We start from the raw sequence: 16,659 nt of genomic DNA on the forward strand, positions 1-16,659 counted from the left end.
TTAGAATGCTTTCGTGGTGCCGCAAGGCAAATGTAGGCGCCCGTCTAAGTGAAGGAGTGGTGCTTTGAACAACAATATGTTTTCGAAGGCAGCAGTGTGGCTGGTTATCGCACTGGTGCTATTTACGGTGTTCAAGCAGTTCGACAAGCCCCGTGTCCAGGAAGGCGTTTCCTATTCGCAGTTCATGGACGACGCGAAGAACGGCAAAGTCAAGAACGTCATTGTCCAGGGGCGGAACCTCACGGTCACTCCAGCAGACGGCCAGAAGTACCAGATCGTATCGCCCGGCGACATCTGGATGGTCGGCGATCTGATGAAGTACGGCGTTCAGGTGAGCGGCAAGGCTGACGACGAACCCAATGCGCTGGTTTCCGCGCTGTATTACCTCGGGCCGACGATCCTGATCATCGGTTTCTGGTTCTATATGATGCGACAGATGCAAGGGGGCGGGAAAGGCGGCGCCTTCTCGTTCGGCAAGTCGCGCGCGCGTCTGATCGACGAAAACAACAACGCAATCAATTTCACCGACGTCGCCGGCTGCGACGAAGCGAAGGAAGAGGTCTCCGAACTGGTCGACTTCCTGCGCGATCCGCAGAAATTCCAGAAGCTGGGCGGCCGTATTCCGCGCGGCGTGCTGCTCGTCGGCCCGCCGGGAACCGGTAAGACGCTGCTCGCGCGCGCCATTGCGGGCGAAGCGAAGGTGCCGTTCTTCAGCATCTCGGGTTCGGACTTCGTCGAAATGTTCGTCGGCGTGGGTGCGGCGCGCGTGCGCGACATGTTCGAGCAGGCCAAGAAGCACGCGCCATGCATCGTGTTTATCGACGAAATTGACGCGGTCGGCCGTCATCGCGGCGCCGGCATGGGCGGCGGCAACGACGAGCGCGAGCAGACGCTGAACCAGATGCTCGTCGAAATGGACGGTTTCGAGGCGAACTCCGGCGTCATCGTGATTGCTGCCACGAACCGTTCGGACGTGCTCGACAAGGCTCTGCTGCGTCCGGGCCGTTTCGACCGTCAGGTGTATGTCGGTCTGCCGGACATCCGCGGCCGCGAGCACATCATGAAGGTCCACCTGCGCAAGGTGCCGATCTCGAATGACGTCGACGCAGCGGTCATTGCGCGCGGCACGCCGGGCTTCTCGGGCGCCGATCTGGCGAACCTCGTGAACGAAGCGGCGCTGTTCGCGGCGCGCCGCGGCAAGCGCATTGTCGAAATGACCGATTTCGAAGACGCGAAGGACAAGATCTTCATGGGTCCGGAGCGCAAGTCCGCGGTGATCCGCGAGGAGTCGAAGCGCGCCACCGCATACCACGAGTCCGGCCATGCCGTGATTGCGAAGCTGCTGCCGAAGGCCGATCCGGTGCACAAGGTCACGATCATTCCGCGTGGCCGCGCGCTGGGCGTTACGTGGCAGTTGCCGGAGCACGACAACGAAACGTACTCGAAAGACTATCTGCTCGACCGTCTCGCGATTCTGTTCGGCGGCCGCGTCGCGGAAGAGCTGTTCCTGAACCTGATCAGCACGGGCGCGTCGGACGACTTCAACAAGGCCACGCAAACCGCGCGCGCCATGGTGGCCCGCTTCGGCATGACGGACGCGTTGGGACCGATGGTCTACGTGGACGACGAAAACGACGCCACGCCCTTCGGCCGCGGCTTCACGCGCACCATTTCGGAAGCGACGCAGCAGAAGGTCGACGCGGAGATCCGCCGCGTGCTCGACGAGCAATACAACCTCGCCAAGCGCCTGCTGGAAGAAAACCGCGACAAGGTCGAGGCCATGACCGCCGCGCTGATGGAGTGGGAGACGATCGATTCCGATCAGATCAACGACATCATGGCCGGACGTCCGCCGCGCTCGCCGAAGAGCTCGCCGCCGTCGGCCAGCGACGCGTCGTCGGGCGGCAGCCCCGGCACCGAGGTCAAGCCGGGCAGCGCGACGGCGCCGGCCTGATCGGCTGTCAGTAGAAAGTGCGGGCCGGTGTGTTTCCACACCGGCCCGTTTTGCATTTATCCGCATTCATTTAACGCAACGCTACGTGCCCACACCCGCTTTCTCTCCACCTTCCCTTCCCGAGCCGCTGCAGTGCGGCCGATTCAAGCTGAGCTTCGAACGCCCGTTGGTCATGGGCATCCTGAACGTCACGCCCGATTCTTTCTCCGACGGCGGCCAGCACGCGATGCGCGGCGATGCGCTGCGCCACGCCGAGCGCATGATGCTCGAAGGCGCGGACATGATCGACATCGGCGGCGAATCGACGCGCCCCGGCGCCCCGCCGGTTCCGCTCGACGAAGAACTCGAACGCGTGATCCCGCTTATCGAGCAACTGCACGGCGCCAACGTGCCGCTTTCCGTCGATACCTACAAACCCGAAGTGATGCGGCGCGCCTTGATTGCCGGCGCCGACCTGATCAACGATATCTGGGGCTTTCGCATGCCGGGTGCCGTCGAAGCGGTGCGCGAGAGCAACTGCGGCCTGTGCGTGATGCATATGCTGGGCGAGCCGCAAACCATGCAGCTGGGCGAGCCGGCTTATGGCGAGGTCGTCGGCGAAGTCCGTCAGTTCCTGGAGGAGCGGGTGGCGGTGCTCAGGCAGGCCGGCATTGCGCGCGAGCGAATTAGCGTCGACCCGGGCTTTGGCTTCGGCAAGGCGGTGGTCGAGCATAACTACGCGCTGCTCGCACGTCTCGCGGACACCGCGCCGCGTGCCGAGCCGCCGTACCCCATTCTCGCCGGCATGTCGCGCAAATCCATGATCGGCGCGGTCACCGGCCGCCCGGCGCCGGAGCGCGTGGCGGGCAGCGTGGCGGCAGCGGTTCTGGCAGCCGAACGCGGCGCAGCCATCGTGCGCGTGCACGACGTCGCGCAAACCGTAGACGCATTGAAAGTATGGGCAGCCCTGCGCGACGCGGCGAATCACGCCGGCCCGCGCAGCTGAGCCACAAGCAAGGAGGAACACACAAGATGGCACGTCGTTATTTCGGCACGGACGGAATTCGGGGCAAAGTCGGCGAAGGCCCCATTGCGCCGGAGTTTGTGCTGCGGCTCGGCTATGCGGCAGGCAAGGTGCTGGTCGGCGCGGACCGTTGGGCGCGCACGGGCACACGGCCCACGGTGCTGATCGGCAAGGACACGCGGGTGTCGGGCTATATGCTCGAAGCGGCGCTCGAATCGGGCTTTTCGGCCGCCGGTGTCGACGTGATGCTGGCCGGTCCGATGCCCACGCCCGGTATTGCCTATCTGACGCGCGCGTTGCGGCTCGCGGCCGGCGTCGTGATCAGCGCGTCGCACAATCCGTATTACGACAACGGCATCAAGTTTTTCTCCGCCGACGGCAACAAGCTGCCCGACGAGGTCGAATCGCAGATCGAAGAACAGCTGGAGCTGCCGCTCGCCTGTGCGGCGTCGGAGCAGCTCGGCAAGGCTCGGCGGCTGGACGACGCGGCCGGCCGCTACATCGAGTTCTGCAAGAGCACCTTTCCGGCGGCGTTCGATCTGCGCGGGCTGAAGCTGGTGGTCGACTGCGCGCACGGTGCCGCGTACGACGTCGCGCCGCACGTCTTTCACGAGCTGGGCGCGGAGGTGATTCCGATCGGCGTCGCGCCGAACGGCTTCAATATCAACGACGGCGTCGGCGCCACGGCGCCGGACGCGCTGGTGCGCGCGGTGCGCGCGAACCACGCGGACCTCGGCATTGCGCTCGACGGCGACGCCGACCGTCTGCAGGTCGTCGACGCAGCGGGGCGCCTCTATAACGGCGACGAGCTGCTGTACGTGCTGGTCAAGGACCGCATCGCGACGGACGGCAAGGTGGAAGGCGCGGTCGGCACCCTGATGACCAATATGGCCGTCGAAGTCGCGTTGCAGGCGGCCGGCGTGAAGTTCGTGCGCGCGGCCGTGGGCGACCGCTATGTGCTCGAACAGCTGCGCGAGCACGGCTGGCAGCTCGGCGCGGAAGGCTCCGGCCATATTTTGTCGCTGGATCGCCATTCCACGGGAGACGGCATTGTCTCGGCGCTGCTCGTGCTCGCCGCCATGAAGCGCAGCGACCGGACGCTCGCCGAACTGCTCGACGGCGTCACGCTGTTCCCGCAGAAGCTGATCAACGTGCGCATGAAGCCGGACGCCGACTGGAAAAGCAGCGACACGATCCGTCGCGCAATTGCGAGCGCGGAAGACGCGCTCGATGGCCGCGGGCGCGTGTTGATTCGCGCTTCGGGCACGGAGCCGGTGCTGCGCGTGATGGTCGAAGCGGAACACGTCGACGACGCGGTCCGCCATGCGGAGTCGATCGCGGCGGCCGTGCAGCAGGCAACGGCTTAAGCGGACATTTATTTACACGCATGGACGGAGCACATCGCCGGGGCGCTCCGTCCTTCCTGCAGCACGCCGCGCGTCATCAGCATACGAACCTTGCCACGCAGCGCGCGAAAGCCGCGCCGCGCGCTCGCAAACGTTCGCGCCCCCTCTTTTTCGCCTAATCTGTACAGGCATCGGCCACGCGCCATCAAACCGCTGACTTTTCCGCTGCAACGCCTTTCACGTTAGTAAACGCACTGTCACATGCGTTTCACGGTTAGTCACGTTACTGTCACAAAGAGACCCTAAGCTTCGCGGTGTTCGTGTTTCATACCGCTCACACCTTGGAGGTTTCGATGAAATTGATGCAAACCGTGTTCGCTGGCGTCGCTGGCGCGTTTTTCGCGATGGCAGCACAGGCAGCCGACATCACCGGCGCGGGCAGCACCTTCGCAGCACCGATCTACACGAAGTGGGCCGACGCTTACCAGAAGTCGGGCGGCGGCAAGGTGAACTACCAGGGCATTGGCTCGTCGGGCGGTATCAAGCAGATCATCGCGAAGACGGTCGATTTCGCCGGCTCGGACGCTCCGCTGAAGGACGACGAACTCGCGAAGGACGGCCTGTTCCAGTTCCCGACGGTGGTCGGCGGCGTGGTGCCGGTCGTCAACGTGCCGGGCGTGAAGCCGGCTGAGCTGGTCCTTTCGGGCGAAGTGCTGGGCGACATTTATCTGGGCAAGATCAAGAAGTGGAACGATCCGGCGATCGTCGCGCTGAATCCGAAGATCAAGCTGCCGGACACCGACATCGCTGTGGTCCGCCGCGCCGACGGTTCGGGCACGAGCTTCATCTGGACGAATTACCTGTCGAAGGTCAACACCGAGTGGAAGTCGAAGGTCGGTGAAGGTTCGACGGTCAACTGGCCGACCGGCACGGGCGGCAAGGGCAACGACGGCGTCGCCGCCTTCGTGCAACGTCTGCCGGGCGCAATTGGCTATGTGGAATGGGCGTACGCGAAGCAGAACCACATGACCTACGTCGCGCTGAAGAACTCGACGGGCACGGTCGTCGAGCCGAAGACGGATACGTTCAAGGCAGCGGCTGCGGGCGCGGACTGGTCGAAGTCGTTCTACCAGATCCTGACGAACGAGCCGGGCAAGAACGCATGGCCGATCGTCGGCGCAACGTTCGTGCTGCTGCACACGACGCAGGAAAAGGCGCCGCAAGGCAGCGAAACGCTGAAGTTCTTCGACTGGGCGTTCAAGAACGGCACGCAAGCTGCAAACGATCTGGACTACATCTCGCTGCCGGATTCCGTCGTGTCGGAAATCAAGACGCAGTGGAAGTCGAAGGTGAAGGACGCGTCGGGCAAGCCGCTCGCCGAGTAAGCGTGGCCGCAGCGGTCATCCGCCACGGCTTCATGTAACACATTGGCCGTCCTCGTGTGAGGACGGCCAATGGCATTGACCGGCGCCGCTTTTACCGGCGGATTTCTGCCCGCCGAAGCGGGGCCCGGATCACAGTGCACACATGCATGACCCGCCGCGCGACATACGTCGCATGGCAACTGGAAAAGGTCCATCAGGCTCTTATGTCCGATATCCAATTAGCGTCCGGCGCACCGAGGGCGACTCCGCCCGGCGGCGCGTCGCAGCAGAAGGCGCCCAGCCGCGCCGGCGACGTGATCTTCGGCGGCCTTGCGCGCCTCGCCGCCATCGTGACGCTGATGCTGCTCGGCGGCATCATCGTTTCGCTGATCATCGCTTCCATGCCGTCGATCAGGCAGTTCGGCCTCGGCTTCCTGTGGAGCGCGCAATGGGATCCGCCCAGCAAGCAATTCGGCGCGCTGGTGCCGATCTACGGCACGATTGCCACGTCCATCATTGCACTCATCATCGCGGTGCCCGTCAGCTTCGGCATCGCGCTTTTTCTGACCGAACTCTCGCCCGCGTGGCTGCGCCGGCCGCTCGGCATCGCGATCGAACTGCTGGCCGCGATTCCGTCGATCGTGTACGGCATGTGGGGCCTGCTCGTGTTTGCGCCGATCTTCGCGACGTGGTTCGAGAAGCCGCTCGGCGCGGTGCTCGGCGGCATTCCGGTCGTCGGCGCGCTGTTCCAGGGCGCGCCCATCGGCATCGGCATTCTGTGCGCCGGCGTGATTCTCGCCATCATGATCATTCCGTACATCGCGTCGGTGATGCGCGACGTTTTCGAAGTCACGCCCGTACTGCTGAAGGAGTCGGCCTACGGCATCGGCTGCACGACGTGGGAAGTGATGTGGAAGATCGTGCTGCCCTTCACGAAGAGCGGCGTGATCGGCGGCGTGATGCTCGGCCTCGGCCGCGCAATCGGCGAAACCATGGCCGTCACCTTCGTGATCGGCAATACGAACCTGCTCGACAACGTGTCGCTCTTTTCGCCGGGCAACAGCATCACGTCGGCGCTCGCCAATGAATTCGCCGAAGCCGACCCGGGCCTGCATACGTCGGCGCTGATGGAACTCGGCCTGATTCTCTTTGTGATCACATTCATCGTGCTGGCGATTTCGAAGATCATGCTGCTTCGTCTCGAGAAAGGGGAGGGCGCGAAATGAGCCAGCCCACCTTGAACATGCCGGGCTCGAGCGACGCCGCCGCGCTCGAGAAAATGCGCGAGCGTCTGCAAGGGCGCCGGCGCATGCAGAACGCGATCGCACTGACGCTGTCGCTTGCGGCGATGGGTTTCGGTCTCCTGTGGCTGATCTGGATTCTGTACACGACGCTGCGCCTCGGCGTCGGCGGGTTGTCCATCGAACTGTTCACGCAGTCCACGCCGCCGCCGAATACCGACGGCGGCGGTCTCGCCAACGCGATTGTCGGCAGCCTGCTGCTGGTTGTGATCGCAACGTTCGTCGGTACGCCGATCGGTATTCTCGCGGGCGTCTATCTCGCCGAGTATGGGCAAAAGCGCTGGCTCGCGAGCGTCACGCGCTTCATCAACGACATTCTGCTGTCGGCGCCGTCCATCGTCGTCGGTCTCTTCGTCTACGCGCTGGTCGTCGCGAAGATGGGTCACTTCAGCGGCTGGGCCGGCGTGTTCGCGCTCGCGCTGCTGCAGATTCCGATCGTGATCCGCACGACCGAAAATATGCTGAAGCTCGTGCCTAACGCCTTGCGTGAAGCGGCGTTCGCGCTCGGCACGCCGAAGTGGAAGATGGTGCTGTCGATCACGCTGAAGGCTTCCGTGGCCGGCATCGTCACCGGTGTGCTGCTGGCGGTGGCCCGCATCGCCGGCGAGACCGCGCCGCTGCTTTTCACCGCGTTGTCGAACCAGTTCTTTTCGGCGGATCTGGGCCAGCCGGTCGCCAATCTGCCCGTCACGATCTACAAGTTTGCGATGAGTCCGTTCGCGCAATGGCAATCGCTCGCGTGGGCCGGCGTCTTCCTGATCACGCTCGCGGTGCTGGGACTGAACATCCTCGCGCGCACGATCTTTTCGAACAAGTAAGGGCGGAGTGTAATCCGATGAACATGGCAGAAACTCAACTCAATCCGATCTCGCGTCCCACTGCGCCCGCCGGTTTCGATCCCGCGCAAAGCGGCCAGGAGCCTTCGCCGTCACGCCCGAAGATCGAGGTCAACGACCTGAACTTCTTCTACGGCAAGTATCACGCGCTGAAGAACATCAACCTGCAGATTCCCGAAGGCAAGGTGACGGCGTTCATCGGCCCGTCGGGTTGCGGTAAGTCGACGTTGCTGCGTACGTTCAACAAGATGTATGCGCTCTATCCGGAGCAACGCGCCGAAGGGGAGATCCTGATGGACGGCGAAAACCTGCTGACCTCGAAGCGCGATATTTCGCTGCTGCGCGCGCGCATCGGCATGGTGTTCCAGAAGCCGACGCCGTTTCCGATGTCCATCTACGACAACATCGCGTTCGGCGTGAAAATGTTCGAGTCGCTGCCGCGCTCGGAAATGGACGACCGCGTCGAATGGGCGCTGACCAAGGCGGCGCTATGGAACGAGGTGAAGGACAAGCTCGGCCAGAGCGGCTATGGCCTGTCGGGCGGCCAGCAGCAGCGTTTGTGCATTGCACGCGGCATCGCGATCCGTCCTGAAGTGCTGCTGCTCGACGAACCGTGCTCGGCGCTCGACCCGATTTCGACGGGTCGCATCGAAGAACTGATCGCCGAATTGAAGAGCGATTACACGGTCGTGATCGTCACGCACAACATGCAACAGGCGGCCCGCTGTTCGGACTACACTGCCTATATGTACCTTGGCGAGCTGATCGAGTTCGGCGACACCGAAAAGATCTTCATCAAGCCGGTCCGCAAAGAAACGGAAGACTACATTACTGGCCGCTTCGGCTAAGCGCCGGGCAACCCAACGGAGTACGACATGTCCGACAAACACCTCTCCAGCCAGTTCGACGCCGACCTGAATCTGGTTTCCTCGAAGGTGCTCGAAATGGGCGGCCTCGTCGAATCGCAGATCGTCAAAGCCATGCAGGCGCTCAACGAATTCGATCTTGAGATCGCCGAGCAGGTTATCGCCGCCGAAGATCGCCTGAACACGATGGAAGTGGAAATCGACGAGGAGTGCAGCAACATCATCGCGCGCCGTCAGCCGGCCGCGCGCGACCTGCGCCTGTTGATTGCGATTTCGAAGACCATTACCAATCTCGAGCGAGCCGGCGACGAAGCCGAGAAAATCGCCAAGCGCACGAAGCGTCTCATGGAAGACGGCGCGTCGCGCACCATCAATATCGCCGAGATCAAATTGTCGGGCGAAATGGCGGTGTCGATTCTGCGCCGCGCGCTCGACGCATTCGCGCGCCTCGACACGGTCGCCGCCGCGCAGATCGTGCGCGACGACAAGGCGATCGACGAGGAATTCCGCGCGTTCGTGCGCAAGCTGATTTCGTATATGACGGAAGATCCGCGCTCCATTTCCGTGGGACTCGACTTCCTGTTCATCGCGAAGGCGATCGAGCGGATCGGCGACCACGCGAAGAACATCGCGGAATTCATCATTTACATCGTGAAGGGTACGGACGTGCGGCACAAGTCGCGCGACGCGCTCGAACGCGAAGCGCTCAGTTAAATCCAGAGATAAGGACCAGAGGTGCCGATGCCCAGCAGCATTCTCGTCATTGAAGATGAGCCCGCTATTTCCGAACTGATCTCGGTCAATCTTCAACACGCCGGACACTGCCCGATTCGCGCGTACAACGCGGAACAGGCGCAGAACCTGATCAGCGACGTATTGCCTGACCTCGTCCTGCTCGACTGGATGCTGCCGGGCAAGTCGGGCATTGCGTTCGCGCGCGACCTGCGCAACAACGAACGCACGAAGCACATCCCGATCATCATGCTGACCGCGCGCGGCGACGAGCAGGACAAGGTGCTCGGCCTCGAAATCGGCGCGGACGACTACGTGACCAAGCCGTTTTCGCCGAAAGAGCTGATGGCGCGCATCAAGGCGGTGCTGCGCCGCCGCGCGCCGCAACTCACCGAAGACGTGGTCGCGATCAACGGGCTCAAGCTCGACCCGGCTACGCATCGGGTGGCCGCGCACGCCGAAGGCAGCGAGATCAAGCTGGACCTCGGTCCGACCGAATTCCGTCTATTGCACTTTTTCATGACGCACCCCGAGCGCGTGCACAGCCGCACGCAATTGCTCGATCAGGTGTGGGGCGACCATGTGTTCGTCGAAGAGCGCACGGTGGACGTGCATATCAAGCGTCTGCGCGCGGCACTCAAGCCGGCGGGTTGCGATGCTATGATCGAGACGGTCCGCGGCAGCGGCTACCGTCTGGCCAAGAGCGCTTGACCTCTCGCCGCGGCGCGCATGCCGTTCTCTTCGATCGTTTAGACCATGAACATCATCTGGGCGCGCTCCATCGTTTCGATCGTGCTGCTCGCCATACTGTGCGCGGTGGTCGGCGCATTCGTGAACGTAAAGGCGGCATTGATCCTCGCGGTCGTCATGCTGCTCGTGCAGAGCCTCGTCGGCACCTTCCATAAAGAGCGTTTGTGGCGTTTGCTCGACGCGCCGGTCTACGGCGAGGTGCCGAGTGCGCCCGGCATCTGGGGCGAAATCTACTACCGTCTGCACAAGCTCGCGAAGCGCTGGCATGCGCAGGTGCGCCAGGTCGAACAGCAGCACTCGCGCTTCATTCAGGCGATTCAGGCCTCGCCGAATGGGGTGGCCATGCTCGACGATCATGACCAGATCGAGTGGTGCAATGCCATCTCCGAAGTGCATTTCGGCCTCGACGCGAAGCGCGATCTGCGTCAGCACATCACGCATCTGGTGCGTCAGCCGGACTTCGTGCGGTACCTGAATTCGCACCAGTACGAAGAAATGCTGATCATGCGCGGCATGGGCGAGAAGCGGCAAAACGTGCTCTCCGTGCAGGTGTTCCCTTATGGCGAGAACCGCAAGCTGGTGCTGTCGCAAGACATTACCGAGCTGGAAAGAACGGATGCGATGCGCCGCGATTTCGTGGCCAACGTGTCGCACGAACTGAAAACGCCGCTCACGGTGCTGTCGGGTTTTCTCGAGACGATGCGCGAATTGCCGCTCGCGGAAGCGGAGCGCACGCGCTATCTCGACCTGATGGAGCAGCAGGCGTCGCGCATGCGGCACATCGTCAACGATCTACTGGTGCTTGCCAAACTGGAGGGCGACAACAAGCCGCCGAGCGATCAGATGATCGACATGCGCGCGGTGTTACGCCATTTGCGCGACGACGCGGAAAGCCTGTCGAGCGATCACCACACCATCACCTTCGAAGCCGACGAAAGCCTGACCGTCACGGGCGTCGAAACCGAGATTCTGAGCGCGTTCGGCAATCTCGTGACCAACGCGATCCGCTATACGCCTGACGGCGGCACCATCAAGGTGAGCTGGCTCACGCAGGGCGGTGCGGCGGTCTTCGCGGTGACCGATAGCGGCCTCGGCATTCCGGCCGCGGACATTCCGCGTCTGACCGAGCGCTTTTATCGGGTCGACCGCAGCCGCTCGCGCGATACGGGAGGCACCGGTCTCGGACTCGCGATCGTCAAGCACGTGCTGCAACGGCACGATGCGCAACTCGACGTCAAAAGCGAAGAAGGGCGGGGCAGTACGTTTTCCGTGAGATTTCCGCTGTATCGCACGGCGCGGCGGCAGCCGGCGCATGCATGACAGCTGACGGTCAGAGAAAAAAAAGCCCGCTAAGCAGCGGGCTTTTTTTCTCTGACCGCGCGAGGCGCTTCGTAAGACTTCAGCGCTCGTTGAGGCGAGCACCCCGATTCACGAACAGAACTTCGCGAGCAGGCTCATCTGCGCGTTGCGCGAGGACTTGCCGGGCCGGCGTCGGCGGTAATGGCCGTCGCTTTGCATGAGCCACGCCGATTGATTGTCGCCAAGAAATGCCGAGAGACCTTCGGCGATCACGCGGCGCTTGAGCCGCCGATTGTTGACCGGAAACGCGACTTCGACGCGGCGGAAGAAGTTGCGATCCATCCAGTCCGCGCTCGACAGATACACCTGCTCGCGACCGTCGTCGTAGAAATAATAGATGCGATGGTGCTCGAGGAAGCGCCCGACAATCGAGCGCACCGTGATGTTCTCGGAGAGGCCCGGCACGCCGGGCTGCAGCGAACATACGCCGCGCACGATCAGGTCGATTTTCACGCCAGCCTGCGACGCTTCGTACAACTCCGCAATCACCGTGGGTTCCAGCAGCGCGTTCATCTTCGCGACAATGCGCGCCTTCTTGCCCGCGCGCGCATGGTCGGCTTCGGCGCGGATGGCCTCCACCAGCTTCGGATGCAGCGTGAAGGGCGACTGCCATAACTCGTGCAGCTTCAGTTCGCCGCCAATGCCGGTAAGCTGTTGGAACACGTGATGCACGTCTTCGCAGATTTTCGGATCGGCGGTCATCAGACCGAAGTCGCTATAAAGACGTGCGGTGCGCGGATGATAATTGCCGGTGCCGAGGTGTGCGTAGCGCTTGAGCGTCGTCTTGCCGCCCACCGTTGCGCGTCGCACGATCAGCATCATTTTGGCGTGACACTTGTGGCCCACCACGCCGTACACGACATGCGCGCCGACCGCTTCCAGCTGCGCCGCCCAGTTGATGTTGGTTTCTTCGTCGAAGCGCGCGAGCAGTTCGACCACCACCGTCACTTCCTTGCCGTTGCGCGCGGCCTGCATCAGCGCATCCATGAGCGGCGAGTCGGTGCCCGTGCGGTAGATGGTCTGCTTGATCGCGACCACATTCGGGTCTTTGGCCGCTTGCAGCAGCAGCTCGAGCACCGGCTGAAAGCTCTCGTACGGATGATGCAGCAGCACGTCGCCCTGATCGATCACGTCGAACATGCTGGCGGCGTTAGCAATCGGCGCGGGAATGGCGGGAATGTGCGGCACGAACTTCAGGTCCGGCCGATCCACCATTTCCGGCAACTGCATGAGACGCACGAGATTCACAGGACCGTTCGCGTAGTAGCAGTCCTTATTGCTGAGGCTGCTTTCGTCGAGCAGGCGCCGCACGACATGCGCGGGCGTTTCCGCCGATACTTCGAGCCGCACCGCGTTGCCCAGATGCCGCGCCGGCAGTTCGCCCTGCAACGCGACACGCAGGTTGGTGATTTCGTCTTCGTCGACGAACAGCTCGCTGTTGCGCGTAATGCGGAACTGGTTGCAGCTGCGCACGACGAGATGGGGGAACAGCTCGCCGACAAAGCGTTGCAACAGCGAGCTCAGCAGCACGAAGCCATGCGGATAGCCCGATAGTTCCTGCGGCATGCGCACGAGCCGCGGTAGCGCGCGCGGTGCCTGCACGATGCCCATCATCGCCTGGCGGCCGAAGGCGTCCTTGCCTTCCAGCTCGACGACGAAGTTCAGGCTCTTGTTGAGCACGCGCGGAAACGGATGCGCCGGGTCGAGGCCGATCGGCGTCAACACGGGCAGCAGTTCGTCGAAGAAATAATTGCGCGCCCACTCGGTCTGCGCTTCGCTCCACGCTTCCGTGCCGTGAAAATAGATGCCTTCCGCCTCGAGCGCGGGAAGCACGGTGTCGTGCAGCATGGTGTACTGCCGATGCACGAGCTTTTGCGCACGCTCGACCACGAGGTCGTACACGTGCTGCAGCGACATGCCGTCAGGCGACAGCGCGCCGGGATTGTCGCGCATCTGCTCCTGCAGACCGGCCATGCGGACTTCGAAGAACTCGTCGAGGTTGCTGCTGGTGATGCAGATGAAACGCAGGCGTTCGAGCAAAGGGACGGCGGGGTCGGCAGCCTGCGCCAACACACGCTCGTTGAAACCCAGAATGCCCAGCTCGCGGTTCAATAAGGGGTAGCGGATGGACATCGGCAGCGAGAATGGAATTTCGGATATAGGGGCGGAAAGACGCTCGGAAATTCTCACAATATGATGACATTGTTATGACATTCTCGATGTTATAAATTCTACGCTGTGTTCCTCGCCTGTCGTCAAGATGACGCAGTTCGTATGGGAGCATGGGGCACCCCCATCTCCGCGAGGTGACATCGTGAGCTCCGGTACGCTTAGAATGGCGTCTTTGAACAGCGCGGCCGGTCGCAAGGCGCCGGGAACCTCTGGCGGAGGTTCCGCCTTGCTCGCATCCACCGCTGCCGCGCTCGCGCGCATGGAGTCCGCATACCCGATGGTCAATACCCCACAACTCCTTGCTGCCGTCGATCTCGGTTCGAACAGCTTCCGGCTGATCGTCGGCCGGGTCGAGGAAACCGACGCCGGCAGCCAGATCTATCAGGTCGATGCGTTGCGCGAGCCGGTGCGGCTCGCCGCGGGTCTGTCGCGCGACAAAATGCTCGACCGGGCGTCGCAGGTGCGCGGCTGGGACGCCTTGAAGCGCTTCGGCGAGCGCCTGCGCGACTTTCATCCCGATCACGTGCGCGCGGTTGCGACCAACACGCTGCGCATCGCAAAGAATGCCGGCGAATTCCTCGGTGAAGCGCAAGCGGCGCTCGGCTTTCCGATCGAAGTGATTGCGGGCCGCGAAGAAGCGCGGCTCATCTACGCTGGCGCCGCGCATTCGGTGCCGGCGAGTCCCGGCAAGCGGCTCGTGGTCGACATCGGCGGCGGTTCGACGGAGTTCATCATCGGCTCGCATTACACGCCGATCAAGATGGAGAGCTTGTATATCGGCTGCGTGAGCCATAGCCGGGCATTTTTCCCCGCAGGCAACGTCGACGAATACACGATGCGTCAGGCCGAACTCGCCGCGGGCCGCGAAATCCAGATCATTTCGTCGGAATACAAAAAGACGGGCTGGGAGCAGGCCATCGGTTCGTCGGGCACGGCGCGCGCGCTCGCCGAACTGGTCGAGGCGAACGGCTTTAACGACCCCGGCGTGACGCACGGCATTTCGCGCGGCGGCCTCGAGCGCCTGAAGCGCGCGTTGATCAAGGCGGAAAACGTCAATCGGCTGAAGCTCGTTGCGCTGAAGGCGGACCGTATTCCCGTCCTGGCCGGCGGTCTGTCGATCATGATCGCGGTGTTCGACGAACTGGGCGTCGATTACGTCGATACGACGGACGGCGCGTTGCGCCTTGGCGTGCTCTACGATCTGCTCGGCCGTTCGCAGCATGAAGACATGCGCACGGTGACCGTGGAAGGCTTCATGCGCCGCTACGGCGTGGACCGCCCGCAGGCGGGGCGCATCGGCGAGCTGGCGGTGCGTTTCTACGATCAGTTCGCGGAGCCGGACGAAGAACGCCGCGTCGAAAATCGCATGTTTCTCGGCTGGGCAGCGGCGCTGCACGAAATCGGCTTGTCGATTTCGCACAGCGCGTATCACAAGCATTCGGCGTATATCGCGAGCAACGCGGACATGCCCGGCTTTTCGCGCACCGACCAGGCGCGGCTCGCCTCGCTCGTGCTCGGTCATGCAGGCAAGCTCGGCAAGCTGTCGCAAACGCGCGAGGTCGAGTGGCCGTTGCTGTTCTGTCTGCGGCTCGCGGCATTGTTGTGCCGCCGGCGTGCCGACGTCGGGCTGCCCGGCATTACGGTCGCGCAGGCGAACGGCGGTTATGAGGTGCGTTTGCCCAATGAATGGGTCGCCAATAATCCGCTCACTGACTACAGCCTGATTCAGGAGGCGGCAGAGTGGGAAAAGGTTGGCATTCCGTATCGAGTGGTCTATACGGACGACTGATGCATGACGCCGAGCCTTTCCCGCGCTTGGGCGAAGCAGGCTGAAGATGAAGAAGAGCCCGGTTTTTGCCGGGCTTTTCTGCTTGTTGTATTCATGCACCCGGCGCTGCGCGTGCGCGCCTAGCGCGGCAATGCGTCGCCGAGGAAGTGGCGGGCGTAGCGCGCATTGATGTCCGAAAGACGGAATAGGGTCAGGAAATCGGCCGTATTGAAGTCCGGGTCCCACGCGGGCGCGCCGCAAATCTTCGCGCCGAGACGCAGATATCCCTTGACGAGCGGCGGAGGCGCGACATTGGCGCCCGTTTGCAGTTCGTCCACGGGCAGCGGCGTGTGCGCGAATGCGCGATATTCCGGCGCCGTGAGCGCGCTGTCGCGCAGCGAGCAATAGAGGTTTGCTGCATAGTGGCCGCCGTCGACCATCGCGACGCTTGCGCAGCCGAGCATCGTCTCGTAGCCGTTGTGCTTCATATAGGCCGCAAGGCCGGCCCACAGCGACATGATCACCGAGCCGCTGCGATAGTCGGGATGCACGCACGAGCGGCCCACCTCCACCATCTTCGCGCGCAGATGCGTGAGACGGGAGATGTCGAACTCGCTTTCCGCGTAGAGGCGTCCAATGCGCGCGGCCTGATGCGGCGGCAGCGCGCGGTAGGTGCCGACCACCTTCAGCGTATCGAGGTCGCGCACCAGCAGGTGATCGCAGTATGGATCGAACGAATCGACGTCGAGGCCGGCAGGGCCCGCGAGGCGCGCGCCCATTTCGTCGGCGAACACACGGTAACGCAGACGCTGCGCCTCGCGAAGCTCTTCGTCGGTGCGAGCCCACGTGACTCGCAGCCGGTGTTGCGCGGTAACCGTCTCTTCAGCGCGGGGCAGGCGACGCGACTCGAAGATCGAAGCGAGGGGCAGGGTAGGCGTCGGCAGTTCTCGCATTGGGGCGTCCTGGTCGAAAAAGGGTGAGTCTTTTTTCGCCAATGTAGTAACGCCCGGTGACGCTCGCGTGGCAAAGCTGTGACGATTGGATGACTGGATGTAAGCCAGTCGGTGAACTGCGCAGTGCGCTGCTCGGTTACCCGAGGCAATGTCCCAGGCGTAGTTGAAGGTTGAAGGCGGCGGTTCGCCAGTGGAATCCGAGAGAATCGGGTTTCCAGGACCAACCTCCCGAACAGGGAACCAAGGAGAACCGCC

General features: G+C 63.0%; 13 protein-coding genes. 11 read left to right on the forward strand and 2 right to left on the reverse strand.

What is annotated here, in order from left to right; translation table 11 throughout:
* Nucleotides 1–64 precede the first annotated feature (64 nt).
* The 10 genes from ftsH to phoR all read left to right on the forward strand — a co-directional run bounded on the left by ftsH (nt 65) and on the right by phoR (nt 11,472).
* A complete protein-coding gene (gene ftsH, locus HV711_RS22770; RefSeq protein ID WP_013340014.1) occupies nt 65–1,954 on the forward strand; it encodes an ATP-dependent zinc metalloprotease FtsH in 1,890 nt (629 codons plus the stop codon).
* A 172-nt stretch (nt 1,955–2,126) separates the two neighbouring features.
* Nucleotides 2,127–2,939 (forward strand): dihydropteroate synthase, encoded by an 813-nt coding sequence (gene folP, locus HV711_RS22775; protein WP_035482154.1) that lies wholly within the window; start codon nt 2,127–2,129, stop codon nt 2,937–2,939.
* A gap of 26 nt (nt 2,940–2,965) precedes the next feature.
* Entirely contained in the window at nt 2,966–4,324 is a 1,359-nt protein-coding gene (glmM, locus tag HV711_RS22780; protein WP_035482153.1) for a phosphoglucosamine mutase, read from the forward strand.
* 332 nt (nt 4,325–4,656) lie between these two features.
* A complete protein-coding gene (gene pstS, locus HV711_RS22785; RefSeq protein WP_015003360.1) occupies nt 4,657–5,688 on the forward strand; it encodes a phosphate ABC transporter substrate-binding protein PstS in 1,032 nt (343 codons plus the stop codon).
* A 203-nt stretch (nt 5,689–5,891) separates the two neighbouring features.
* Entirely contained in the window at nt 5,892–6,893 is a 1,002-nt protein-coding gene (pstC, locus tag HV711_RS22790; RefSeq protein ID WP_035482152.1) for a phosphate ABC transporter permease PstC, read from the forward strand.
* Entirely contained in the window at nt 6,890–7,786 is an 897-nt protein-coding gene (gene pstA / locus HV711_RS22795; protein WP_028363610.1) for a phosphate ABC transporter permease PstA, read from the forward strand. The genes pstC and pstA overlap by 4 nt, the downstream gene beginning before the upstream one ends.
* A gap of 17 nt (nt 7,787–7,803) precedes the next feature.
* A complete protein-coding gene (gene pstB / locus HV711_RS22800) occupies nt 7,804–8,652 on the forward strand; it encodes a phosphate ABC transporter ATP-binding protein PstB (RefSeq protein ID WP_006051989.1) in 849 nt (282 codons plus the stop codon).
* Between the two features lie 27 nt (nt 8,653–8,679).
* Nucleotides 8,680–9,384 carry a phosphate signaling complex protein PhoU gene (gene phoU / locus HV711_RS22805; RefSeq protein ID WP_013589111.1) on the forward strand — a complete coding sequence of 235 codons (705 nt, stop codon included), beginning with the start codon at nt 8,680–8,682 and terminating at the stop codon, nt 9,382–9,384.
* Between the two features lie 27 nt (nt 9,385–9,411).
* Nucleotides 9,412–10,113 carry a phosphate regulon transcriptional regulator PhoB gene (gene phoB, locus HV711_RS22810; RefSeq protein WP_006051991.1) on the forward strand — a complete coding sequence of 234 codons (702 nt, stop codon included), beginning with the start codon at nt 9,412–9,414 and terminating at the stop codon, nt 10,111–10,113.
* 45 nt (nt 10,114–10,158) lie between these two features.
* Complete coding sequence (gene phoR, locus HV711_RS22815; protein WP_035482150.1) at nt 10,159–11,472, forward strand: phosphate regulon sensor histidine kinase PhoR; 1,314 nt, start codon at nt 10,159–10,161, stop codon at nt 11,470–11,472.
* 108 nt (nt 11,473–11,580) lie between these two features.
* On the opposite strand, the gene ppk1 is transcribed toward phoR, so the two are convergent.
* Nucleotides 11,581–13,644, reverse strand: coding sequence for a polyphosphate kinase 1 (ppk1, locus tag HV711_RS22820; protein ID WP_013589109.1), 2,064 nt, complete (start codon nt 13,642–13,644; stop codon nt 11,581–11,583).
* A gap of 202 nt (nt 13,645–13,846) precedes the next feature.
* Between ppk1 and ppx the strand changes: the two genes are divergently transcribed.
* On the forward strand, nt 13,847–15,472 hold the full coding sequence (gene ppx / locus HV711_RS22825; RefSeq protein WP_015003355.1) for an exopolyphosphatase: 1,626 nt from the start codon (nt 13,847–13,849) through the stop codon (nt 15,470–15,472).
* A gap of 119 nt (nt 15,473–15,591) precedes the next feature.
* Here the strand turns inward: ppx and HV711_RS22830 are convergent, their stop codons facing one another.
* Entirely contained in the window at nt 15,592–16,404 is an 813-nt protein-coding gene (locus HV711_RS22830; protein WP_013589107.1) for a GNAT family N-acetyltransferase, read from the reverse strand.
* Between the last annotated feature and the right edge of the window lie 255 nt (nt 16,405–16,659).

The sequence above is a fragment of the Paraburkholderia phenoliruptrix genome, from assembly GCF_902859825.1.
GTDB classification, from domain to species: Bacteria; Pseudomonadota; Gammaproteobacteria; order Burkholderiales; family Burkholderiaceae; genus Paraburkholderia; species Paraburkholderia phenoliruptrix.